This is a genomic window from Pseudonocardia sp. NPDC049635 (assembly GCF_040659795.1).
GTDB lineage: Bacteria > Actinomycetota > Actinomycetes > Mycobacteriales > Pseudonocardiaceae > Pseudonocardia.
Genome location: NZ_JBFAON010000005.1, coordinates 19837 through 43366, shown reverse-complemented (window position 1 = coordinate 43366; position 23530 = coordinate 19837). Strand labels below are relative to the sequence as shown.

The following is a 23530-nucleotide window of genomic DNA, read 5'->3' as shown; positions in this document are numbered from 1 at the left end:
GTCGCGCTGAGCCGGCCCGTCGGCCGACATGGGGACGATCTCGGTCGCGGTGGAGGAGTTCGCCGCCGCCGCTCCAGCCGTGGTGTTCGGCCGGTTCGGCCGGAGCGGGGAGGGTGGCTGGCTCTTCGGGGCCGCCTGCGACCGGATCGCGGTGGGCGAGCCGGTCACCGTCGAAGCCCCGATCGGGGGCGGTCCGCCGGTGGAGATCCTCGGCCGGATCTGCGCGCTCCGGCCGCCCCACCTGCTCGCGATCACCCATGACCAGCCGTGGCGGGGGCGGATCAGGCTCCGGTTCGCCGACGTGCCCGGCGGGACCCGGATCAGGCTCGACGCGACGGTCGACGAACAGGGTCTGGAGTGGCTCATGCGACGGCGCGGGCACCCGGTGCGCGCCCTCCCGCCCACCGGGCACCGGATCGGTGTGCTGACCAGCCGTTCCGGTTCCGGGAGCCTGTTCTCCGCGGCCGTGGTCAACATGGCCACGCTCGCGGTCGAGGAGGTCAACTCCACCGGTGGTGTCGACGGGCGACCGGTCGAGATCGTGGGGGCCGACGACGCGACCGATCCCGGCACCGGCGTGCTGGAGGGGCTGCGCCTGGCCGCCGAGGGCTGCCGGACGATCTTCCTGACCACGACGTCGGCGACCTATGAGGCGGTGTCCGCCGCCCTCGCCGGGCGCCCGGTCCTTCTCGTCCACACCCCGATGAACGAGGGCGGTGGCGAGTCACGGTTGCGGATCCGGCTCGGCGAGCGGCCCAGGACCCAGCTCCTCGCGGCCGCCGACCCGGTCATGCGGGCCGCTGGCGGGCGGCGGTGGTTCCTGGCCGGCAACGACTACGTGTGGCCACGTGCGGTCAACGCCGCCGCCCGCGAGGTGCTCCCCGAGCACGGTGCCGTCCTGGTCGGCGAGCGCTACTCCCCGCTCGGCGCCCGCGACTTCGCGCCGCTGATCGACCGTATCGCGGCCTCGGGCGCCGACATCGTGCTCAACACCTTCGTCGGTGCCGACGCGGCCGCCTTCGAACGCCAGTGCCACGCGATGGGCCTGCGGGAGCGGACCGTCAGCCTGGGCCCTGCGATCGACGAGGCGACGCTCGAGCGGGTCGGGAGCGACGCCGCCGTGGGTATCCACGGCGTGTCCGGCTACTTCCAGTACCTGCAGACCGAGCTCAACGGCAGCCTTCTGGACCGCTACCGCGCGCAGTTCGGCCGGTGGGCGCCACCGGTGTCGAGCTTCTCCGAGTCGATGTTCGACGCGATCCACGTCTGGGCGGCCGCGGCCCGTCGGGTGCGCAGCACCGACCCGGTCGAGGTGGCCGACGAGATCCGCCGCGGCCGGTTCGAGGTGCCCCGCGGGACGATCGCGCTCGACGACCGCCGGCTCGCCGACCAGCCGCTTCATCTCGCGACCGCACGCGGTGCGACGTTCGGATCGATGTCGGACGCCGATCGGCGGCGGTGAACAGCCAGATCCTGTCAAAGCGTCTACAGATATTGACATGACAGTGGCGGCTCCCTAGCTTTCTCGCATCCCGCGACGTGAGGAGAACCGCTCGATGGCGCTACCACCCCCTGATCCCGCCCGGCTCGCGGCGATCAACTCCCAGCACGCGTTCGGTCTGTCCGAGGCCGAGCTCGCCGAGTTCCTCCCCGCCGTCACCGCGACCCTGAGCGCCTCGGACCGGGTCGAGGAGCTCTACCGTGCCTCGGCCCCCGAGCCGCCCGAGCGTGCCTGGTCCGAACCGGCCGACAACCCGCTCGGCGGCTGGTACGTGACGACCTCGGTGACCGGCGCCGCGGACGGCCCGCTGGCCGGGAGGACGGTCGCCCTCAAGGACAACATCTCGCTCGCCGGGGTCCCGATGACCAACGGCTCGGCGACGGTCGAGGGCTTCGTCCCGCGCCGCGACGCCACCGTCGCGACCCGGCTGCTCGCCGCCGGGGCGACGATCACCGGCAAGGCGGTCTGCGAGGACCTGTGCTTCTCCGGTGCCAGCTTCACCTCCCGGCCGTGGCCGGTACGCAACCCCTGGGACCCGTCGAGGGTGTCCGGCGGTTCGTCCAGCGGCAGTGCCGCGCTGGTCGGCAGCGGTGCGGTCGATCTGGCCGTCGGCGGCGACCAGGGCGGCTCGATCCGCATCCCCAGCGCGTTCTCCGGCACGGTCGGGCACAAGCCGACGCACGGTCTGGTGCCCTACACCGGGGCGTTCCCGATCGAGGCGACCATCGACCATCTCGGACCGATCACCCGGACCGTCACCGACGCCGCACTGATGCTCGGCGTGCTGGCCGGGGTCGACGGTCTCGACGCCCGCCAGCCCACCTCGGTGGAACCGGTCGACTACCTCGCCGCGCTCGACACGTCGGCGGCCGGGCTGCGGATCGGGATCGTGACCGAGGGCTTCGGCCGGCCGGAGAGCGACCCCGGTGTCGACGACACCGTGCGCACGGCGATCGGCACCCTGTGCGAGGCCGGGTTGACCGCCGAGGAGGTGTCGATCCCCTGGCACCTCGACGGGATGGCGGTCTGGAACGTCATCGCCACCGAGGGCGCCGCGTACCAGATGATCACCGGCAACGCCTACGGGATGAACTACCCCGGCCTCTACGACCCCGAACTGATCGCGCACTACGCGCGGCAGCGCATCGAGCGCGGCGCCGAGCTGTCCAAGACGGTGAAGCTGGTCGGACTCTCCGGGACCTACACCTTCGGACACGGCGGCGGCTCGTACTACGCGATGGCCCGCAACCTCGCCCTCGACCTGCGGGCGGCCTACGACGACGCGCTGAGCAGCTACGACGTGCTCGTCATGCCGACCCTGCCCTACACCGCCCCGGAACTGGTCGGTCTCGACGCCGGACTGGACAGCTACCTGCCCACCGCGCTCGGGATGATCGGCAACTGCGCCCCGTTCGACGTCACCGGGCATCCCGCCGCGAGCGTCCCCGCCGGACTGGTGAACGGCCTGCCGGCCGGACTGATGATCGTCGGCAGGCACTTCGACGACGCGACCGTGCTGCGCGTCGCCCACACCTTCGAACAGGCCGTGGGCGGGTTCCCCACGCCACCGGCGCTCACCACCGTGGGAGGACAGCAGTGAACGGAGTCTTCGATCTCGGCGGCACCGACGGCCTGGGCCGGGTCGAGCACGACCACATGTCCGAGCCGGTGTTCCGCGCCGAGTGGGAGAAGATCGCCTTCTCGATGTTCGCCCAGAGCGCCCGGGCCGGGCTGTTCAACGTCGACCAGTTCCGGCACGGCATCGAGAAGATGGACCCGGCCGAGTACCTGATCTCCAACTACTACGAGCACTGGGCACACGCCGTCGAGCACTACGCCGAGGCCGCAGGCATCATCGACCCGGCCGAGCTGGCCGAACGCACCCGGTACTACCGGGAGAACCCGGACGCCCCGCTGCCCGAACGCGAGACCGACACCGAGATCCTCGGGTTCGTCGACTGGGCGGTCACCAACGGTTTCCCGGCCCACCGCGAGTCCGACAAGAAGGCCGGCTTCGCGGTCGGCGACGAGATCGTCGTCGCCGAGGACAGCCCGTACGGGCACACCCGCCGGGCCCGCTACATCCGCGGCAAGCGCGGCGTCGTCACCGCCGCGCACGGGACCTACCTGTACCCGGACACGGCGGGCAACGGGCTCGGCGACTGCCCCGAGCACCTCTACACGGCGCGGTTCACCGCCGCCGAGCTGTGGGGTCCCGAGACCGCCGACCCGAACGGCGCGAACTACTTCGACGTGTGGGAGCCCTACCTGTCCCACGCCGCCGCGGCCACCCCTCAGGGAGCCCGATCGTGACCGAGAGCCGTCCCGAGCCGATCCGCACCGACACCCGCCTCAACACCCAGGAGGAGATCACCGCCCGGGTCAAGGCGCTCGAGGCGCTGCTCATCGAGAAGGGCGTCATGACCACGGCGGCGGTGGACCGCCTCGCCGAGATCTACGAGAACGAGGTCGGCCCCCAGCTGGGCGCCAGGGTGGTCGCCCGGGCGTGGACGGACCCGGAGTTCAAGCAGCGCCTGCTCGCCGACGCCTCGGCCGCCTGCCGTGAGCTCGGCATCGGCGGGCTGCAGGGCGAGGAGATGGTGGTCGTCGAGAACACCGACACCGTCCATCACGTCATCGTCTGCACGCTCTGCTCCTGCTACCCGTGGCCGGTGCTCGGGCTCCCGCCCAACTGGTACAAGGCGCCACCGTTCCGGGCCCGGATCGTGCGCGAACCACGCACGGTGCTCGCCGAGGACTTCGACTTCCCGGTGCCCGAGACGGTCGAGATCCGGGTCTGGGACTCCAGTTCGGAGCTCCGCTACTGGGTGCTCCCGCAGCGCCCCGCCGGCAGCGAGCACCTGCCCGAGGCGGAGCTGGCCGAGCTGGTGACCCGCGACTCGATGATCGGCGTGGGTGCACCCCGGCCGGTCGGGTCCGGGGCCGCGGCATGAGCACCGAGCTGCGTACCGACGCCACCGAGCTGGGCGACGCCCGGCGCCGGGTGGAGAAGCTGGTCTGCGACACACCGGGCGCGGACCGGCCGTTCTCCGAACCGTGGGAGCTGCGGGCCTTCGCGATGGCGGTGGCCGCCTATCACGAGGGCCACTACGAGTGGAGCGAGTTCCAGCTGTCGCTGATCGAGTCGATCCGGCGGTGGGAGAGCGGTGACGGCGGCGAGCCGTGGAGCTACTACCTGCACTGGCTCGACGCGCTGGAGCACACCCTCGCCGCGAGCGGGGCGCTGTCCGACTCGGCCGCGCTGGACGAGCGCACCCGCCAGGTGCTGACCACCCCGCGCGACGCGAACCACCACGAGGCCCGTCGCGAACCCGTCACGATCGACCCGGCCCGGCGCTGACCGGGCCCGGTGCACACCCGCCGTGCCGTCCCCGTGAGTCGTCGCGGGTCCGGTCCGGCGGGTGTGCACCGGGGGCGGCGCCGCGACGTCGGGCCGTGGACCGCCGTACCCGATTCGAGCGATTCGTTCACGGGATGCCTGGTGGTCCGGACCCGGGCCAGCGATGATCGTGCGGTCCGGCACGGACAGGGCTCGGTCGCACACGGACCCGGGGAGCGGAGCTGACAGAACTCGTGGGTCGGCGCGCTGAGCGCGAGGCCGTGGAACAGTTGCTGGCCAAGGCGCAGGACGGGCGCTGCGGCGTGCTCGTGATCCGCGGAGAGGCGGGGATCGGCAAGACGGCCCTGCTGGAGCACGCCCGCGCGGTCGCGGCGCCCGCCGGGTTCCGGGTGGAGGGCTTGGCCGGGGTGGAGTCGGAGTCGGAGTTCGCCTTCGCGGGCCTGCACCAGCTGTGCGCGCCGCTGCTGGACCGTGTCGGGTTGCTGTCGGAACCGCAGCAGGCCGCACTCGGCGTCGCCCTCGGGGAGCGCAGCGGTCCCGCTCCCGACCGGTTCCTGGTCGGGCTCGCCGCACTCAACCTGCTCGCGGAGACGGCCGGACCGGAGCCGCTGCTGTGTCTCGTGGACGACGCGCAGTGGCTGGACCGGTCGTCCGCCCAGGTCCTGGCATTCGTGGCGCGCCGCGTCTCGTCCGAACGGGTGGCCCTGCTGTTCACCCTGCGCGACCCCCACGACGGTGACGGCACGGTGGCCGCTGCCTTCGACGGGCTTCCCGACCTGCACCTGACCGGGCTCGGCGAGAACGCCGCGCGGGCACTGCTGTCGACCGCGGTCCGCACCCCGCTCGACGACGGCGTGCGCGACCGGATCGTCACCGAGGCCCGCGGCAACCCGCTCGCGCTGCTGGAGCTGTCCCGCCACACCGATCCGATCCGGCTGACCAGCGAGTTCCACCTGCCCGACACGATGGGGGTGCCGCGCCGCATCGAAGAGACCTTCCGCCGTCGCTCGTGCGGCCTGCCGACGCCGACCCAGCTGTTGCTGCTGCTCGCCGCGGCGGACCCGACCGGTGAGGTGGCCCTGTTGTGGCGGGCGGCCGCGCACCTGGGGATCGGACCGGAAGCCGCCGAGGCCGCCGAGGCCGCCGGGTTGCTGGACGTCGGCTCGCGGGTGCGGTTCCGCCACCCGCTGGTGCGCTCGGCGGTCTACCGGGCGGCCGGCCCCGCCGAACATCGGCGGGTGCACGAGGCGCTGGCCACCGCGACCGATCCGGAGGCCGCGCCCGACCGGCGTGCCTGGCACTTCGCGCAGGCCGTGCCCGGTGTCGACGAAGGAGCCGCCACCGAGCTGGAACGCTCGGCGGAGCGGGCGAGCGCCCGCGGGGGGTCACCCGCCGCGGCGGCGTTCCTGCGCCGTGCGGTCGAGCTGACACCCGATCCCGCGAGGCGCGCCGCGCGGGCACTGGACGCGGCGCACGCCACGCACGAGGCCGGTGCCTGCGCCGAGGCCCAGGAACTGCTGGAGGTCGCGGCGGCGGGCCCGCTCGACGAGTGGGGCCGCGCCCGCCTGCAGCTGCTGCGCGCACAGTTCGCGTTCGACGCGACCAGGGACGGCACCACACCGGGACTGCTGCTGGACGCGGCCGAGGCTCTCGCACCGCTGGACGCCGCCCTGTCCCGCGAGACGTACCTGAACGCGCTCGACGCGGCGATCATCATCTGCCCGACCGGGCGGCGACGCGGGGTGCCGGAGGTGGCGGAGGCCGCGCTCGCGGCCCCCGCCGCGCCCGACCCGGCCCGGCCGGTCGACCTGTTGCTCGACGGGATGACCGCGATCTACACCCGCGGGTACGAGGCGGGCGTGCCGGTGCTGCGCCGGGCCCTGGAGTCGTTGCGGGACGAAGAACCCTCCCCCGGGAGGAGATCGGATCTCGATCACCGCCGGGTGCTGCAGATGGCCAGCCGGGCCGCGGCCGGGCTGTTCGACGACAGGTTCGTGCACGAGCTGGCCGGCCGCCGGGTACGGCTCGCCCGCGAGGCGGGTGCGCTGGCCGCGCTCCCCGCCGCTCTGCTGTTCCAGGCGGTCACCGCGGTGCTCACCGGGGACCTCTCCGGGGCCGCCGAGCTGGTCGCCGAGCAGGAGACGGTCGCCCGGGCGACCGGGACCGATCCGCTGTGCCACGGCCGGCTCGTCCTCGCCGCATGGTGTGGTCGCCGGGCCGAGACCACCGAGCTGTACCGGACCAGCATCGACGGGGCGGCCGGGCGGGAGAAGGGGACCGAGGTGACCCTGGCCCAGTACGCGCTGGCGGTGCTCCACAACGGTCACGGCGACTACGAGGCTGCGTTGGACGCCGCGGTGGGGGCAGCCGCCGCCTACGAGCTGGTGCACAGCAGTATCACCCTGCCCGAGCTCGTCGAGTCCGCCGTCCGGACCGGACGGACGCAGGTGGCCGCAGCAGCACTCGAGAAGCTCGAGGCGCGGGCGCAGGCCGCCGGTACCGAGTGGGCCCTCGGGCTGGCCGCCCGCTCACGCGCGCTGGTCGGGGCCGGGCCGGCTGTCGAGAAGCACTACCGCGAGGCCGTCGAACGGCTCCAGAAGAGCCTGATGACCGGGCACCTCGCCCGTACCCATCTTCTCTACGGCGGGTGGCTGCGCCGCGAGGGCCGCCGCCAGGACGCCCGCGACCAGCTCCGCACCGCCTACCACCAGCTCACGGAGATGGGGGCGGAGGCGTTCGCCGCGCAGGCGGGCCGCGAGCTCCGCGCCACCGGTGAGCGCCCCCTCCGGCGTGGCGTCGGGCCGACCGACGCCCTGACCGCGCACGAGCTGCACATCGCACGTCTGGCGGCCGCCGGGGCGACCACCCGTGAGATCGGGACGCAGTTGTTCCTGAGTCCCCGCACGGTCGAGACCCACCTGCGCAACATCTTCCGCAAGCTGGACATCACCTCCCGCCGCCAGCTCAGGGGCCTGCCCCTGCACTGACCGGAACCGAGCGGCGCCGGCAGGCCATGCCCCGGTGACCGGTCCGGGTCGGCCCGCCCACCGTTCAGGGCAGCAGGGGGCCCGTACCCGTCCGGGGGTCCGGGCCGTCCGGCCCGATCACCACGACGGCCTCGTCGAACCCCGCGTCGGCGAACCGGCGGGCCCACGGCACGACCGGGCGGGGCGGGGCGGGGCGTCGGACAGGTGCGCGAGCATTGCGCCGAGGCGCACCTCAACCCCGCCGGTCCGCGGCGAACCGCGCGTACCAGCGCAACGCGTCCGGGTCGTCGACCGAGGCGAGGTTCACCGCCTTCTCCAGCGGCCTGCCCGCCATCAGCTTCTTGACCGGCACCTCCAGGCGTTTGCCGCTGAGGGTGTGCGGGACCGCGGGGGCCTCGACGATCTCGTCCGGCACGTGCCGGGGGCTCAACCGGGTCCGCAGGGTCCCGGTGATCCGCTGCTTCAGCTCGTCGTCGAGCCGGTGACCGGGCGCTGGCACCACGAACAGCCCCAGCCAGTACCCGTCGTCGGGCAGCTCCACGCCGATCACCAGCGTCTCGGCGATCTCCGGCATCGGCTCCAGGACGTCGTAGAAGTCACCGGTGCCCAGGCGCACCCCGTTCCGGTTCAGCGTGGAGTCCGAGCGGCCGTGGATGGTGAGGCTGCCGTCGGGGTGCAGCGTGACCCAGTCGCCGTGCCGCCACACGCCGGGCCAGGTGTCGAAGTAGGACTCCAGGTAGCGGGTCGAGTCCGGGTCGTTCCACAGGTGCACCGGCATCGACGGCATCGGCTGGGTGACGACGAGCTCGCCGACCGTCCCGACGACCGGTTCACCGTCGTCGTCCCAGGCCGCGCAGTCGACACCGGCGAGCCGCCCACCGATGCGACCGGCACGCACCGGTGTGTACTCGTTCGCACCGACGAACGAACCCGAGATGTCGGTGCCCCCGCTGGTGGAGTCGATCCGCAGATCGCCGACGTGCCGCAGGACCCAGTGGTACCCGGCCGGCGGCAGCGCCGAGCCGCTGACCATGAGGTGCCGCAACCGGCTCAGGTCGTACTCGGCCCGCGGGGACACCCCGGTGTCCGCCGACGCGGTGACCACGGCGGCGCCGAGCAGCATCACGTCGGCGCCCGAGCGGGCCGCGGCCTCCCAGACCGCGCCCGCCGGGTACCCGGGGCTGCCCTCGTAGAGCACGATGCTCGCTCCGTGGGTGAGCGCGCCGAGCTGCATGCTCCACAGCGCCCAACCGGTCGAGGTGTAGGCGAACATCCGCTCGCCGGCGCGTAGACCGCAGTAGAGGCCGGTCCACTTGAGACCCTCGAGGGTGATCCCGCCGTGCCCGTGCACCAGGCCCTTCGGCGACCCGGTGGTGCCCGAGGTGAACAGCACCCACAGCGGGTGCGAGAACTCCACCCGGTCGAACCCGGGCGGGGTGTCGACGGCCAGCAGATCGGACCACGGCGTGGCACCGTCGGGAGCCGGGCGCTCGGACACGTACGGGACGTGCACCACGTGGCGCAGCGTCGGCAGCTGCGCCCGCAGCTGCGCGACGACGTCGGCGCGGTCGACGACCCGGCCGTTCCAGTGGTAGCCGTCGGCCGCGATCAGCACGGTGGGTTCGAGCTGCGCGAGACGCCCGACGGTCCCGTCCGCGCCGAAGTCCGGCGAACAGCAGGACCAGACGGCGCCGACCGCGGCGGCGAGCAGCCCGATCACGGCGTGCTCGGTGTTGGGCAGGTAGGCGCAGACCCGGTCACCGGGACGGACGCCGGCGCGACGCAGCCAGCCGGCCGCGGCGGCGACGGACCGGCGCAGCTCACCGAAGGTGATCTCCCGGGCCGGGCCGCCGCCCTCCCGCAGACACACCAGCGCCGGGTCGGGATCGGCTCCGTGGCGCAGTGCGTGCTCGGCCCAGTTCAACCGGGCCCCGGTGAACCAGCGGGTGCGCGGCATCGGGTCCGCGGGTCCGCACCTGCTCCCACGGCGTGGCGAAGGCGACCTCGTAGTACTCGGCGACGGAGCACCAGAACCGGTCGATGTCGGCGACCGACCAGGCCCAGAGGTCGTCGTGGTCGGCGAAGGCCCGCCCTTCGCGCTTCTCCAGCCAGTCCAGGTAGGCACGCAGCGCGGAACCCTCGATGCGGTCCGCGCTCGGGCTCCAGAGCGTGTCAGTCATCTGCACCGTTCTCTCACGACACCCCGGCGGGCCCGATCGCGCGGGCCCGCCCAGGTGGATCTGCTCGCGGACCGGTGACCGCTCAGGAGGCCTCGACCTTCGGCATGATGTCGTTCTTGATCCGCTTGAGGTCGTCGAGCGTCTTCGAGACCGGGACGTCGGCGAACGGCGGCCAGATCAGCGGCATCGTCATCCCCGCCTCCTTGTAGGCCTTGAGCCGGTCGGTGACCTGCTTCTCCGAGCCGACCAGCAGGTTCGACGCGACCCCGTTGACCGTCTGGTCGGTGTCGGTGTCGGTGATGACCGTCCAGATCATCGACGAGATCACCAGGTCCTTCGACCGCTTCGGGCTGCCGATCTCCTCGAACTGCTGGTCGATCGCGGTAAGCCACTTCCCCAGGCCCTCCGGCGAGTCCTGGATGCCGATCCAGCCGTCGAGGTCGTAGCGGGTGATCCGGCGCGCCGAACGCAGCGGGTCCTTGAGCCCGCTCATGAAGATCGGCGGGCGGGGCTTCTGCAACGGCTTCGCCCCGAACCCGCACAGGTCGAAGTCGGCGAACTCGCCGTGGTACTCGAAGTGCTCGTTCGCCCAGACGCCCTGCATGACCTCGATCGACTCGCGGACGTGCTTGTGGCGCTTCGGGAAGATGTGCGACGCGCTCGCCGCGGCGAACTCCTCGGGCATCCAGCCCGAGCCCAGGCCGACGTTGAGCCGCCCGTTCGACAGGTGGTCGATCGTCGCCAGTTCGGCGGCGAGCACCCCGGGCGCCCGGAACGGCGTGTCGATGATGCTCATGCCGATGCGGACCTTCGAGGTCTTCGCCGCCAGCCACGGGATCAGCGGGTACCCCTGGAACCACTCGCCCCGCGAGCTCACCGGCAGCGCGTTGGGCAGGCCGTCCATCATGCCGAACGAGTACTGCAGCTCCTGCCGGTCCGACGCCTCCGGCACCACGATCCGGTCGAGCGTCCAGACGGAGTCGAAGTCGAGCTCCTCGGCCAGCGCGGTGAGGTCCTCCAGCTCCTGGATGGTCACCTTGTCGCGGAAGTTCGGCAGGTAGAGAGCGAGCTTCATGTGATGCGCCTCCTTGCGCCATGACGGTGTCCCGCGACGGCGGATCCACCAGGGTCGATCAAACACTGTGGCTTGGCTCACGCACGCCGGACCTTACCCACACATCCGGGCTCCCGTTCGGCCCGACGGCGTGATCCGCGCCCCGGAGCGTGGCGCGGCCGGTTCAACCCCTCAGACCGCGGTTTCCCCAGCACTCACTCAGGCCCCTGTGCCGCTTCTTCCAGGACCAAGCAGCCGACACGCTCGACCGCGCGACCCGGTCGATGCGGAACCCGGGCGCCAGCGGCGCATGCTCTGACCTGCCACCCGTTTCCTGCGTTTCGTCCCGGTGCGCACGCAGGACCGTCGTGCTCGGGTGCTCCGCCCACCCGGATTCTCCACCCTGAGTGCGATGCGTACTTGCTCATGACCACCGCACCGGTCAAGCAGGCGGCGCCTCGTCGGGGGCGCTCCGACGCATCGCCGCGCTCACCGTCGCCGCGATCCGCTGCAGTTGTCCTCGCTGCTCGGCGTCCAGACTGCCGAACAGGTGCTGGTGGAGCGAGGAGGCGAGCGTGGGCTCCGCCGATCTCAACGTGCCCATCCCCTCCTCGGTGAGCGTCACGGTTACGCTCCTGCGGTCGTCGGCGAGCCGCTCCCGGCTCACGAGACCGGCCTCGGCGAGCCGGGCCACCGCGTGGCTGGCCCTGCTCCCCGACAGCCCGTTGGTCACCGCGAGATCTCCGATACGCATCTCGCCGCCCACCTCGGCCAGCCGACAGAGGATGTGGAGATAGGACTGGGGCAGGCCCGTCTCACGGATCAGGTCGTGGTCGACGGCCCGTTCGACCAGAGCGACCATCGTCTGCAGCGCCGCCCAGGTGCAACGCTGTTCGTCGGCGAACAGCTGCGCGGGCTCGGCCGGTCTCGTCACCGTCGTGCGGGTCACGGTCACCGCCTCCGGGCGGGGCGCGGCGATGGCGCCGCGATCATGACCGCGGCCGCGGCGCACGGGTCCGTCTCGACGTCGACCGTCCTCACCGAGCAGGCGACCCGGCACAGCATGGTCCGGAAGGCGTTCTGCTCCTCGGCGCTGAGCGCGCCGAGCACGTCGTTCTCCGCCTCAGCCACCCTCGCGGCAGCGACCTCGAAGACGTCGGATCCACGTCCGGTGGCCACGATCATCCGCTGCCTACGGTCGGCCGGGTTCGGGCAACGCTCCACCAACCCGGCCTCGACCAGGTCGTCGAGCACGTAGACGAGCACCGACGGGTCGATGCCGAGACGGGCGGCCAGGGCCTGCTGGCTGGGCTGCGGCTCCTCGACGACGCTCGCGAGGATCTCGTACCCGCGCAGACCGTGCGGGAAGTCGGCGACGACGCCACCCAGGGCTGCCTGGTAGGCGCGCACGAGGACACCCAGTGCCCACCCCAGCTGCTCGTCGCCGGACCCCGCCGGCGACGCGGTCGCCGCGGCTGTCGATGTCTCCGGATTCACGTCGGCCTCTCCTCCAGTCGTCATCGAGCGACATCGCGCTAGCGAAGCCCGAGCCGGGCAATCGGTTCGACGAGCTCGCGTTCCTCGTAGGCCAAGTGCGACAACAACGCGTCGGTGAGCAGGTCGATCTCCGCGTGGAGGGCCTTCCCGTCGTCCTCTCCGGAGATCATTGCGACCAGGGCACGATCGACACGCTCCAGGATGTCGTGGATGACATGGTGCTCGTCCTCCAGCCGGTCGATGACCGGCCGCAGGCGCGGATCGCTGCGGCGCAGGTGAGGGAACAGGCTCTGGTCCTCCAGCGTGTGGTGGGTGGTGACCACCCGGCAGTACGCCTCGCAGTACGCACCGATGGTCCAGTCGTTCTGCCGCATCGTCATGGTGTTGATGTGCGAGCGTGCGGTGCCGGGGTCCATCTGCCCGGCGCTGACCTGCGTGACCAGTTCGCGGACCTGCGCCAGCTCGGACCGCAGGCCGTCGTGGACGTCGATGAGGTGACGGCCCGCCGCCTGCTCGTGGGGTGTATACGTGCGTCGGGGGTCCCTCGCCGGGCCCACCGGTCGTGTCGTCTCGTCCCACGCCGCCGTCGCGCTGAGCCGGGTGCCCTCGTCCGGCGTCGGCGCCACCTGGAGACCTGCGGCCTGCGCCGCTCCCCGGGCCACCTCCACCGGTTCCCGGTCCTGGGCGGGGGTTGCCGCCCCCGTCGGGGCGATCCCGGTGGAGGAGGCCGGGGAGTGGCGCTCCGCATCGACCAGCTCACGCACCGCCGGGACGACCTCGCCGGCGAACCGTCGGATGGCCTCACCGTCGTCGCCGATCAGGATGAAGCCGCTGATCCCCTCGTCGAGGGCGAGCTCTGCGAGCTGCTCGGCCCACACGGCGGGCCCACCGGCCAGGAAGCCGTCGCCGCTCCCGGAGAAGGAGCCGGAGACGTTGTAGAGGCGTCGGATGTCGGCGGGCGCGCGGCCGGCCGCCAGCGCGGCGTCGTCGATCGCCGCGTTCATGGCCGTCAGGCCTTCCGGGGGAACGTACGGCGAGCTCGGCAGCCAGCCGTCAGCGGCGCGGCCGGTCAGTTCGAGCATCCGCCTCTTGTAGGCGCCCAGCCAGATTCCGATGGGATGTGCCGGCCGGGGCCCCGGTTGCGCACCGGGAACGACGTGGTGGGTGCCGTCGACGCGGACCTGGCCGCCGTCGGCGTCCCAGATGCCCCGGATCACCTCGATGCCCTCCGCCAGCGCGTCGACGGCCTGCGAAGGGCTGAGGCGCGGGCCTCCGACGGAGGCGATGGCGTCATGGAAGGCGCCCGCTCCCAGGCCCAGCTCCACCCGTCCACCGGAGAGCAGGTCCAACGTCGCCGCACTTCGAGCGAGGACCACGGGCGGACGGAGCGGCAGGTTCGCGACGTTCGGCGAGACCCGGACCGACGTCGTCGTCGCGGCGATCACCGACAGCAGGGTCCAGGTGTCGAGGAACCGTGCCTGATAGGGGTGATCCTGGACGGTGACCAGATCCAGGCCGGACTGCTCGGTCAGTCGGGCGAGCTCGACAACACGATGTGGCGCGCCCGCCACCGGGGTCAGGAAGGTGCCGAACTGCAGGTCGTGGCCGTAGTCGGCCATGACTCCTCCTTCATTATTTGTTGCGTTGTCAAGCAAATGATATGCTCAGCAACGTTTCACGGAGGTTGAGCTGTGTCACGGCGTGGGCTCGGCACTCACACCAGTGCGAGGTGAGGTGGGGCGAGCCGCTCGACCGACAGGTGAAGCGAACTCGCCCGGTGCGGGTGAACCCGCTCAGAGCTTCCTGTTCGGCCATGATCACGCTCACCGAGCGGCTCGAGGTCACCACGATCGCCACTCCGGACCACCGGCGCTTCACCGTCGTCCGCCCCGTCACGGCGGGCACCTGGCCCCGGCTGCCCCGGGCCGGTCGGCCCAGGTGCCATATGGAACGAGCTACACGGTGGGGTCACGAACGGGGTCGCACGACCACACGCCGTTAGGCAGCCAGAGTGGAGACCTACTGGTCAGACGCGGAGCCGGAGGTCGGGATCGAACCGACGACCTACTGTTTACAAGACAGTTGCTCTACCACTGAGCTACACCGGCAGGTGGCCCCAGACTAGCTCCCCGGCTGCGTCCTGGCCTCGCAGCCCACCCGTCGCAACCTCCCGCCCCGCCCACCCGTCGGACGGGACGCGTGCCGCCGTAACCCGCCCGGAACACATCCCTAGCCTGGGGGCCGCACGCACAGATGGAGGTGAGGGGACCGTGGCCGAGGACAGGCCGACCGCCGACCGGTTCGCACGGCGACTGCGGGGTGCCCTGCGACGGGACGCGAAACGCCTCCTGACCCCGGGCCCCTCGACGGTGCCGATGCTGATGCTCGGTCCGCAGGTCCCCGACGACGCCCAGGTCCAGCAGGTCCTCGACCTCTGCATGCGGATCGGCGAGATCGAGCTGTCCAGCGGTGAGTCGGTCGACGAGGTCACGGCGACGATGTTGCGGCTGGCCAACGCGGCGGGTCTGCCCGCCGTGGACGTCGACATCACGTTCACCTCGATCACCATGTGCTGCCACCGCGGCAACGCGGCCCAGCCGGTCACCACGATGCGCCTGGTCCGCTACCGCACCCTGGACCTGTCCCGGCTGGCCGAGACCGAGCAGATCGTCCGCGAGCTGGAGGCGGGTGAGCTGGACGTGCGTGCGGCGTCGTCGCGGGTGTCGGACGTCGTGCGCAGCCCGCACCCCTACCCGCGCTGGGTCGCGACGTTCGGCTGGGCCGGCCTGGCCGCGTCCATCGCCCTGCTGCTCGGCGGCGGCCCGATCACCGCGACGGCCGCGTTCGTCACCACGGCGGCGATCGACCGGATCGGCCGGCGGCTGGCCCGGTGGGGGGTGGCGTCGTTCTTCCAGCAGGCACTGGGCGGTTTCCTGGTGACCGGCTCGACGATCCTGCTGATCTCGATCGGCCTCTTCCCGGCGGGGACCAGACCCTCGTTCATCGTCGCGGCCGGCATCACCGTGCTGTTGTCCGGGCTGAGTGTCGTCTCCACCGTGCAGGACGCACTGACCGGCTACTACCTGACCGCGGCCGCCCGCATCGTGGAGATCGCGCTGCTGTCGGCGGGCCTGCTCACCGGCGTCGTCCTGGGACTGCAGCTGGGTTTCCAGTTCGACGTGCCGATCGAGGTGTCCGGGGACCTCCCGTCCAGCGTCGGCCAGTTCGGCCTGTCCGTGATGTCCGGTGCGCTCGCGGCCGCGTTCTACGCGCTCGCCGGGTACGCGCCGCTGCGCTCGCTGCCGATCGCCGGTGCGGTCGGTGCCGCGAGCTGGGCGGTCTACGGCGTGCTGACCCAGGTGGTCGGGATCGGAGCGGTCCCGGCGACGGGCGCCGCGGCGCTGGTCGTCGGTCTCGCGGCCGGGTTGCTGCGGCGCGGCACGAACACGCCGCCGATGGTGGTGACCCTCGCCGGTGTCACCCCGCTGCTGCCCGGTCTGGCCGCCTACCGCGGCTTCTACCAGCTCGCGGTCGAAGGCGTCTCGGAAGGACTGGTGACGGTCACGATCGCGCTGGCGATCGGGCTCGCGCTGGCCTCCGGTGTGGCGCTGGGCCAGTTCGTGACCCGCCCACGGCGCAAGCCGGAGGAGACACCGTCCTCAGGGGACAGCCCGTCCACCGGCAGCGGTTACATGCTCGCGCCGGACTCCGACGTCGTCGAACCCCAGGCCCCCTCGGCCGAGTCGAAGTAGGCTCGGTCCCGGGCCCGGGACGAGCCCGCGGCCCGCGCGTCGAGGAGGGTATGTGACCAGCGGCGAACCGGTGACCGCGGCGGATCTGGTGGTGGTGGCCAACCGGCTGCCCGTCGACTACGAACGCAGGCCGGACGGCAGCACCGGCTGGAAGCGCAGCCCGGGAGGGCTGGTCACGGCGCTGGAACCGACGTTGCGGGCCAGGGAAGGTGCCTGGGTCGGCTGGGCAGGCGTCCCGGACGTCGACGTCGAGCCCCTGGTGGAGGACGGGCTGTCGCTCTACCCCGTCCGGCTCTCCGCCCAGGAGGTCGAGGAGTACTACGAGGGGTTCTCCAACGCGACGCTCTGGCCGCTCTACCACGACGTCGTCGCCCAGCCGCAGTTCCACCGGCACTGGTGGCGGGCCTACACGGCGGTCAACCAGCGCTTCGCCGAGGAGGTCGCCCGGATCGCGGCGCACGGCGCGACGGTGTGGGTGCAGGACTACCAGCTCCAGCTCGTCCCCGGGCGGTTGCGCGAGCTGCGGCCCGACCTGCGGATCGGCTTCTTCCTGCACATCCCGTTCCCCCCGGTGGAGCTGTTCCGCCAGCTCCCCTGGCGGACCCGGATCATGGAGGGGCTGCTCGGCGCGGACCTCGTCGGGTTCCACACCGACGGGGGCGTCCGGAACTTCCACTGGCTGGCCCAGGAGCTGACCGGGGCGACCCCGGAACGCGATCCCGAGGTGGTGCGCTACGGCGGCCGTCAGGTCCGGCTCGGTGCGTTCCCGATCTCGATCGACTCGAAGCAGATCGACGAGCTGTCGCGCAGCGACGCCGTCCGCAAGCGCGCCGCGCAGATCCGCGACGAGCTGGGGAACCCCACGCGGGTCGTGCTGGGGGTGGACCGGCTCGACTACACCAAGGGCATCGACGTGCGGTTGCGCGCGTTCCACGAGCTCCTGGAGGAGGGCCGGGTCACCGGCGGTGACACGTCCCGGATCGGAGCGGAGTCGGCCATCGACACCGTGATGATCCAGCTGGCCACCCCGTCGCGTGAGCGGGTCGAGCACTACCAGCAGATGCGCGACGAGATCGAGCTCTCGGTGGGCCGGATCAACGGCGAGTTCGCCCGGGTCGGCCACCCCGCCGTGCACTACCTGCACCGCTCGCTGCCCCGCGAGGAGCTGGTCGCGTTCTTCCTGGCCGCCGACGTCATGCTGGTCACCCCCCTGCGCGACGGCATGAACCTGGTCGCGAAGGAGTACGTCGCGGCCCGGCACGACGACGGTGGCGTGCTGGTGCTCTCCGAGTTCGCCGGGGCCGCGATCGAGCTCACCAGCGCCCTGCTGGTGAACCCGCACGACACCGACGGGGTCAAGGAGGCGCTGTACGCGGCGCTCACCATGAACCCCGACGAGGGGCGCAAACGGATGCGTATGCTGCGCAGGCAGGTGCTCGACCACGACGTCGACCGGTGGGCACGCTCGTTCCTCGAGACGCTGGGCGTGAAGGTGGACCGGTGAGCCCGGCCGCCGCGCTGGACCGGCTGGCCGGGGCGGACCGGTTGCTGATCGCACTCGACTTCGACGGCGTCCTGGCACCGCTGGTCGACGACCCGGCGGCGTCCCGGCCGCTGCCCGGTTCCGCCGAGGCGGTGCGCCGGCTCGCCGGGCTGGAGGCGACGACCGTCGTGCTGGTCTCCGGCCGTGGGCTGGCCGATCTCGCGGCCGTCTCCGGCTTCGGCCCGCCGGTCGGGCTGGTCGGCAGCCACGGTGCCGAGTTCGACGCGCAGCTCTCCGCCCTGCTCGGCCGCGGCGGCCTGCTCAGCGAGGCGCAGGCGCGGCGGCGGGCCGCGCTGCTCGCCGGCCTGCAGGAGCTCGTCGACCGGACCCCGGGCGCCCGGCTGGAGACGAAGCCGGCCGGTGGGGCCGTGCACGTGCGCGGGATGGACCCGGCGAGGGGCGCGGCGTTGCTGGAGCAGGTCGAGGCGGAGTGGGTGCGCGAGGGGATCGACGCCACCGCGGGCAAGGACGTGCTGGACCTGGCCGTGCTGCGCACCACGAAGGGCGCCGCGGTCACCGTGCTGCGTGACGTGCTCGATGCGGGCCCGGTGCTGTTCGCCGGGGACGACGTCACCGACGAGACGGTGTTCGGCGTCCTCGGACCGGACGACGTCGGGATCAAGGTCGGCGACGGTGCCACCGCGGCCGCTCACCGGGTCGCCGACCCGCACGAGCTGGGCTCGTTGTTGCAGCGACTGGCCGATGCGAGGTCCGGCAGGTTCAGCGCCGAGCCCGCTCCGTGACGGTCACCTCGGCCCCGAGCCGCAGCTCGGGGCCGGGCCCGGCGGGGGGCAGATCGGGGATCAGGTTCATCCCGAACAGCACACCGGTGCCGACCCGGCGGTGCCGGGCGAGGGTGGCCATCGGTTCCCGGCCCTTGGCTGCCGTCACCGGGTCCACCGTGGTGAACACGCACCGGGCGCACGGTTTCACGACCCGGAACGCGGCGTCGCCGATCGTGATCCGCCGCCAGTCGTCCTCCGCCCACGGCGCCGCACCGGAAACCACGACGTTCGGCCGGAACCGGATCATCGACAGTGGCCCCTCCGCGGCGTGCGGGCCGTCCGCGACCAGTTCGTTCAGGGCGTCGAGGGAGTCCTGGGCGGTGAGCAGCAGCGGGAACCCGTCGGCGTAGGAGACCCGGTCCTGCGGGCGGGAGAACTCCGGGTCGGGGCGGCGCCGGTCCGGGTCGTCCAGGTGCACCAGCCGCACCTCGGTGTCCAGGAGCCGGGAGAACCACTCGTCGGGGCCGGGCCCGGCCGGGACCCCGGCCGTCTCCGCGCGGTGCACCCGCACCGGGACGGTGCCGCGGGCCGGATCCGGCTCGGGGACCCGCAGCACCGGCAGCCCGGGGCCGGTCAGCTCCAGGCCGCCGTCGACCGGCCGCGGCTCGGCGAGCACCAGCCGCGGGTGTTTCCGGCCGGTGACCATCACGCCGTCGGTGTCGACGACCATCCAGCGCCGGTCACCGGCGAGCCCGGCGCGTTCGACCAGGAGGCGCTGCTCCACCGTCCCGCGGCAGGACTTCACCGGGTACCGGACCAGCCCGGTCAGCCTCACCATCCGGAGAAGAACTCCCCCGACTGCCGCAGCGCCCGGGTGGTGGTGCCGACCACGAGCTCGGTCGGCAGCGTGACGTGCTCGGAGACATTGCGGTCACCGCGCTCCAGCAACAGCCGTCCCGCCTCCCGGCCCTTCTCCCGGAACGGCTGGCGGACCGTGGTCAGCCCGACCCGCTCGGCCTCCGGCACGCCGTCGAACCCGGCGATCGACAGATCCTCGGGAACCCGCAATCCGCGCTCACGGGCCTCGCCCAGCACGCCGAGGGCGAGGATGTCACAGGTGCAGACGACGGCGGTGATCTCCGGGTGCGCGTCGAGCAGCGCGGCCGCGCCGTCGGCACCGGCCTCGGCGGTGTGTTCGAAGCGCTCGATCACCGGCACCGAGGACCAGTCGACCCCGGCTTCGGCGAAGGCCTGCCGCAGACCGGCCAGCCGCTCCCGCTGGACGCTGTAGGTGCTGCGTTCCTGTCGTTCGGGGTCGACCGGCCCGTCGTGGCGCTGGGAGCTGAGCCGCATGCACAGCACGCCGATCCGCCGATGGCCCAACTCCACCAGGTGGCGGCCGAGCGCGAGGGTGCCGGCACGGTCGTCGACGCCGACCCGGTCGACGCCCTCGACGCCGGCGGGCTGGTCGCACACCACGGTCGGCACCGGCCGTTGCAGCACGGCACGGAAGTGCGGGTCGTCCTCGCTGACCGAGTAGACGACGAACCCGTCCACCCCGGCCTGGTAGACGGCGTCGACATCGGAGTGCTCCGGGCTGACCGGCACCAGCAGCAGGCCGGTTCCCGCCTTCTCGCAGGCCAGCGCCAGGCCCTCGAGGAAACCGGTGGCGCCCGGGTCGCGGAAGGCGTAGCTCAGTGCCTCGGTGAGCAGCAACCCGACCGCGCCGGCCCGGCGGGTGCGCAGCGAGCGGGCGACCGGATCCGGGCCGGGGTAGCCGAGCCGACGGGCCGCCTCCAGAACGCGCTCGCGCAGCGGGGCGGAGAGCTGGTCGGGGCGGTTGTAGGCGTTGGACACGGTCGTACGGGAGACGCCGAGCTCGGCGGCCAGCGACGCGAGCGTCGCCGGACGCCGCGGGTGCTGGGGACCGGTCACTCCTCGAACGGTAGCGGCGCCGTCACCCGGGTGAAAGCCCGCCCCGGCCGGGGCGTACGGATCACATCGTCGCGCCGGGAGGCGACGGTACAGTGAACTTGAGAATGATTTTCGATAAAAACATGCCGATACGTTGATAGGAGTTCGGACGTGTCCCGTTCCCCGCTCCGCCCGGCCGCGTTGGTCGCCGGGCTCGCCGTCCTCTCGCTGGGCATGTCCGCCTGTGGATCCGGTCAGGTCGACGCCCCGACCAGCCCGGACATCCCGCAGACCGCCGTCGTCGCCTCCACCGACGCCTGGGGCGCCGTCGCCCGTGCCGTCGGCGGCAACTACGTGCAGGTCGAGTCGATCATCGACTCGCCGAACGTGGACCCGCACGGTTACGAGGCGACCCCGCAGGACGCCGTGACCGTCGGCGACGCCCAGCTGATCGTCATGAACGGCGGTGGTTACGACGCGTTCATGACCGGGCTCATCTCCTCCTCCGGGAACCAGGCCCCGGTCGTCGACGCGGTCGAGGTCTCCGGGCTGGAGGGCGCCGACCGCGAGGGCGGAGCCGGGCACGACCACGAGGGCGAGGCGGGCCACTCGCACGAGGACGAGGGCGAGGCCGGTCACTCGCACGAGGACGAGGAGGGCCACGACCACGGGGGCGAGACGGCCGCCGACGGCCACTCCCACGAGGGTCACGACCACGGCGCCTTCAACGAGCACGTCTGGTACAGCCTGCCGACCGTGCAGGCCGTCGCCCAGCAGCTCGCCGACCGGCTCGCCGAGATCGACCCCTCCGCCGCCGAGTACTTCCGGAGCAACGCGCAGGCCGTCTCCGGCGGTGTCGCGCAGCTGACCTCCAAGGCGACCGACATCGGCCGCAACCACCCGGACGCACGGGTCGTCGTCACCGAGCCGGTGCCCGACCACCTGCTGGAGACCGCCGGCCTGGAGAACGTGACACCGCAGGAGTTCTCCGCGGCCGTCGAGGAGGGCACCGACCCGCCTGCCGCGGTCGTCGCGCAGACCCTGGACCTGTTCCGCAACCAGCCCCCGGCCGACGTGCTGATCGTCAACAGCCAGACCGGGTCCGCGAGCACCGACCAGGTGCGAGCCGCGGCGGAGCAGGCGGGCGTCCCGATCGTCGAGATGAGCGAGACGCTGCCCGAGGGCGTCGACGACTACGTCCGGTGGATGAACGCCAACCTCGACGCGCTGAACGCGGCGCTCGCGCAGTGACGACGACGGCGACGGCCCCGGCGCTCTCGTTGCACGCGGCGGGCCTGCGGTTCGGTGACCGGACCCTGTGGTCCGGTCTGGACCTCGCCGTCGCGCCGGGCGAGTTCGTCGCGGTACTGGGCCCGAACGGTTCCGGCAAGACGACGCTGATGCGGGTCCTGCTCGGGCTGCTCCCGCTCTCCGAGGGCGAGGTCCGGATCGCCGGTGCCGCGCCGCGCCGCGGCAGCCCGGAGATCGGCTACGTCCCCCAGCAACAGCAGCTCGATCCCGACCTGCCGCTGCGCGGTCGGGACCTGGTCGGGCTCGGGCTGGACGGCCACCGGTTCGGACCGGGCTGGGCCCGGGCCGGTGCCCGCCGGGAACGGCGCGACCGCGTCGACCGGGCGCTCGCCGCGGTCGGCGGCACCAGGTACGCCGATGCACCGGTCGGCAGGCTCTCCGGGGGCGAACAGCAGCGACTGCGGGTCGCCCAGGCCCTCGTCGGGGATCCGGCGCTGCTGCTCTGCGACGAGCCGCTGCTGTCGCTGGACCTGTCCCACCAGCGGACGGTGACCCGGCTGATCGACGAGCGCCGCCGCTCCGCCGGAACCGCGGTGCTGTTCGTCACCCACGAGATCAACCCGGTGCTGCCGCTGGTCGACCGGGTGCTCTACCTGGTCGACGGGCGGTTCCGGATCGGCCCGACCGAGCAGGTCATGACCTCCGAGGTGCTCTCCGAGCTGTACCGCACCGAGGTGGACGTACTGCGGGTACGGGACCGGCTGGTCGTGGTGGGCGCCGAGGACGCCGAAGTTCATCCCGAGCACGGCGGGATCCCGGTGTGATCGACCGGCTGTTCTCCCTCGACGGCACCCTGGAGCTGCTCGCCGAACCGTTCGTGCAGAACGCGTTGATCGCCTGCGCGGTGCTCGGCCTGGTCGCCGGGCTGCTGACCCCGCTGGTCGTCAGCCGCGGGATGGCGTTCGCCGTGCACGGCACCGCCGAGCTGGCCTTCACCGGCGGCGCCGCCGCGCTGCTGGTCGGGCTCGAGGTCGGGCTCGGTTCGGTGGTCGGCGCCGTCGTCGCGGCGACCGTCTTCGGTGTGCTCGGCCTGCGCCGGCGCGAGCGGGACTCGGTGATCGGCGTCCTGCTCGCCTTCGGGCTCGGGCTCGGCGTGCTGTTCCTCGCCCTCTACGAGGGCCGCTCGGCGAACCGGTTCGGTCTGCTCACCGGCTCGATCGTGGCCGTCGACGGGACCAACCTGCAGGTGCTCGGCGTCGTCGCGGTACTGGTGCTGCTCGCCCTGCTGGTGGTCTACCGGCCGCTGCTGTTCGCGAGCACCGACCCGGACGTCGCGCTCGCCCGCGGCGTACCGGTGCGCAGCCTGTCGCTGGTCTTCGCGGTACTCATCGGGCTGGTGACCGCACTCGCGGTGCCGATCGTCGGGGCCATCCTGGTGCTCGCCGTGATGATCGTCCCCGGTGCGGCGGCGAACCGGGTGACCGCCGACCCGGTGCGCGCCACCATCGTGGCGGTGGTGATCGCCGAGGTGTCACTGGTCGGCGGCACGATCCTGTCGCTGGCGCCGGGCCTGCCCGTGTCGGCGTACGTGGCGACCATCGGCTTCGTCGCCTACCTGCTGTGCCGGCTGGTCGCCCGGCTGCGCGGACGGAGCGTCGCCCGCGCCTGACGCGGCGGCGCTCAGCGTCCGGCACGGCGGCGCTCGGCGTGGCGGCACTCAGCGCGCGGCCCGGCGGCGCTCAGTGCGCGACCCGGTGACGCTCAG

At 72.6% G+C, this 23530-nt stretch carries 19 protein-coding genes and 1 tRNA gene; 12 read left to right on the top strand and 8 right to left on the bottom strand.

Annotated elements, in window-relative coordinates:
• Positions 1-28: 28 nt before the first annotated feature.
• The 6 genes from AB0J24_RS08490 (at position 29) to AB0J24_RS08465 (ending at position 7849) form a co-directional block, all read left to right on the top strand.
• Positions 29-1462, top strand: coding sequence for a substrate-binding protein (locus AB0J24_RS08490; protein WP_358677496.1), 1434 nt, complete (start codon positions 29-31; stop codon positions 1460-1462).
• A gap of 94 nt (positions 1463-1556) precedes the next feature.
• On the top strand, positions 1557-3101 hold the full coding sequence (locus tag AB0J24_RS08485) for an amidase (RefSeq protein ID WP_358677493.1): 1545 nt from the start codon (positions 1557-1559) through the stop codon (positions 3099-3101).
• On the top strand, positions 3098-3814 hold the full coding sequence (nthB, locus tag AB0J24_RS08480) for a nitrile hydratase subunit beta (protein WP_358677490.1): 717 nt from the start codon (positions 3098-3100) through the stop codon (positions 3812-3814). Before AB0J24_RS08485 ends, nthB begins: the two co-directional genes overlap by 4 nt.
• A complete protein-coding gene (gene nthA / locus AB0J24_RS08475) occupies positions 3811-4455 on the top strand; it encodes a nitrile hydratase subunit alpha (RefSeq protein ID WP_358677487.1) in 645 nt (214 codons plus the stop codon). The genes nthB and nthA overlap by 4 nt, the downstream gene beginning before the upstream one ends.
• Positions 4452-4862 (top strand): nitrile hydratase accessory protein, encoded by a 411-nt coding sequence (locus tag AB0J24_RS08470; RefSeq protein WP_358677484.1) that lies wholly within the window; start codon positions 4452-4454, stop codon positions 4860-4862. Before nthA ends, AB0J24_RS08470 begins: the two co-directional genes overlap by 4 nt.
• Positions 4863-5095: 233 nt before the next feature.
• Positions 5096-7849 (top strand): AAA family ATPase, encoded by a 2754-nt coding sequence (locus tag AB0J24_RS08465; RefSeq protein ID WP_358677482.1) that lies wholly within the window; start codon positions 5096-5098, stop codon positions 7847-7849.
• A 232-nt stretch (positions 7850-8081) separates the two neighbouring features.
• Here AB0J24_RS08465 and AB0J24_RS08460 read toward each other — a convergent pair whose 3' ends face one another.
• The 6 genes from AB0J24_RS08460 to AB0J24_RS08435 all read right to left on the bottom strand — a co-directional run bounded on the left by AB0J24_RS08460 (position 8082) and on the right by AB0J24_RS08435 (position 14688).
• Positions 8082-9806: an acetoacetate--CoA ligase gene (locus AB0J24_RS08460; RefSeq protein ID WP_358677479.1), complete on the bottom strand. Its 1725-nt coding sequence runs from the start codon at positions 9804-9806 to the stop codon at positions 8082-8084.
• Positions 9807-10111: 305 nt separating this feature from the next.
• Positions 10112-11104: an LLM class flavin-dependent oxidoreductase gene (locus AB0J24_RS08455; RefSeq protein ID WP_358677477.1), complete on the bottom strand. Its 993-nt coding sequence runs from the start codon at positions 11102-11104 to the stop codon at positions 10112-10114.
• A 421-nt stretch (positions 11105-11525) separates the two neighbouring features.
• The gene (locus AB0J24_RS08450; protein WP_358677474.1) at positions 11526-12032 is read right to left on the bottom strand and encodes a MarR family transcriptional regulator; all 507 of its coding nucleotides are present in this window, start codon (positions 12030-12032) and stop codon (positions 11526-11528) included.
• Between the two features lie 2 nt (positions 12033-12034).
• Positions 12035-12580: a MarR family winged helix-turn-helix transcriptional regulator gene (locus AB0J24_RS08445; RefSeq protein WP_358677472.1), complete on the bottom strand. Its 546-nt coding sequence runs from the start codon at positions 12578-12580 to the stop codon at positions 12035-12037.
• A gap of 38 nt (positions 12581-12618) precedes the next feature.
• The gene (locus AB0J24_RS08440) at positions 12619-14199 is read right to left on the bottom strand and encodes an LLM class flavin-dependent oxidoreductase (protein WP_358677469.1); all 1581 of its coding nucleotides are present in this window, start codon (positions 14197-14199) and stop codon (positions 12619-12621) included.
• A 417-nt stretch (positions 14200-14616) separates the two neighbouring features.
• Positions 14617-14688: transfer RNA gene (locus AB0J24_RS08435), tRNA-Thr, on the bottom strand.
• 162 nt (positions 14689-14850) lie between these two features.
• Here AB0J24_RS08435 and AB0J24_RS08430 point away from each other — a divergent pair.
• From AB0J24_RS08430 to otsB, 3 genes are read left to right on the top strand one after another with little or no spacing between them, the layout of a single operon-like run.
• Complete coding sequence (locus tag AB0J24_RS08430) at positions 14851-16332, top strand: threonine/serine exporter family protein (protein WP_358677466.1); 1482 nt, start codon at positions 14851-14853, stop codon at positions 16330-16332.
• 52 nt (positions 16333-16384) lie between these two features.
• Positions 16385-17836 carry a trehalose-6-phosphate synthase gene (locus tag AB0J24_RS08425; protein ID WP_358677463.1) on the top strand — a complete coding sequence of 484 codons (1452 nt, stop codon included), beginning with the start codon at positions 16385-16387 and terminating at the stop codon, positions 17834-17836.
• Positions 17833-18618 (top strand): trehalose-phosphatase, encoded by a 786-nt coding sequence (gene otsB, locus AB0J24_RS08420; protein ID WP_358677460.1) that lies wholly within the window; start codon positions 17833-17835, stop codon positions 18616-18618. Before AB0J24_RS08425 ends, otsB begins: the two co-directional genes overlap by 4 nt.
• On the opposite strand, the gene AB0J24_RS08415 is transcribed toward otsB, so the two are convergent.
• Positions 18596-19438 carry an MOSC N-terminal beta barrel domain-containing protein gene (locus AB0J24_RS08415; protein WP_358677458.1) on the bottom strand — a complete coding sequence of 281 codons (843 nt, stop codon included), beginning with the start codon at positions 19436-19438 and terminating at the stop codon, positions 18596-18598. The genes otsB and AB0J24_RS08415 overlap by 23 nt on opposite strands.
• Positions 19432-20535, bottom strand: coding sequence for a LacI family DNA-binding transcriptional regulator (locus tag AB0J24_RS08410; RefSeq protein WP_358677456.1), 1104 nt, complete (start codon positions 20533-20535; stop codon positions 19432-19434). Before AB0J24_RS08410 ends, AB0J24_RS08415 begins: the two co-directional genes overlap by 7 nt.
• Before the next feature lie 150 nt (positions 20536-20685).
• On the opposite strand from AB0J24_RS08410, the gene AB0J24_RS08405 reads away from it, so the two are divergent.
• The 3 genes from AB0J24_RS08405 to AB0J24_RS08395 are packed head-to-tail and all read left to right on the top strand — an operon-like array spanning position 20686 to position 23434.
• Positions 20686-21765 carry a zinc ABC transporter substrate-binding protein gene (locus tag AB0J24_RS08405; RefSeq protein WP_358677454.1) on the top strand — a complete coding sequence of 360 codons (1080 nt, stop codon included), beginning with the start codon at positions 20686-20688 and terminating at the stop codon, positions 21763-21765.
• A complete protein-coding gene (locus AB0J24_RS08400; protein ID WP_358677452.1) occupies positions 21762-22589 on the top strand; it encodes a metal ABC transporter ATP-binding protein in 828 nt (275 codons plus the stop codon). Before AB0J24_RS08405 ends, AB0J24_RS08400 begins: the two co-directional genes overlap by 4 nt.
• A complete protein-coding gene (locus AB0J24_RS08395) occupies positions 22589-23434 on the top strand; it encodes a metal ABC transporter permease (protein ID WP_358678038.1) in 846 nt (281 codons plus the stop codon). The genes AB0J24_RS08400 and AB0J24_RS08395 overlap by 1 nt, the downstream gene beginning before the upstream one ends.
• The last annotated feature ends 96 nt before the right edge of the window (positions 23435-23530 follow it).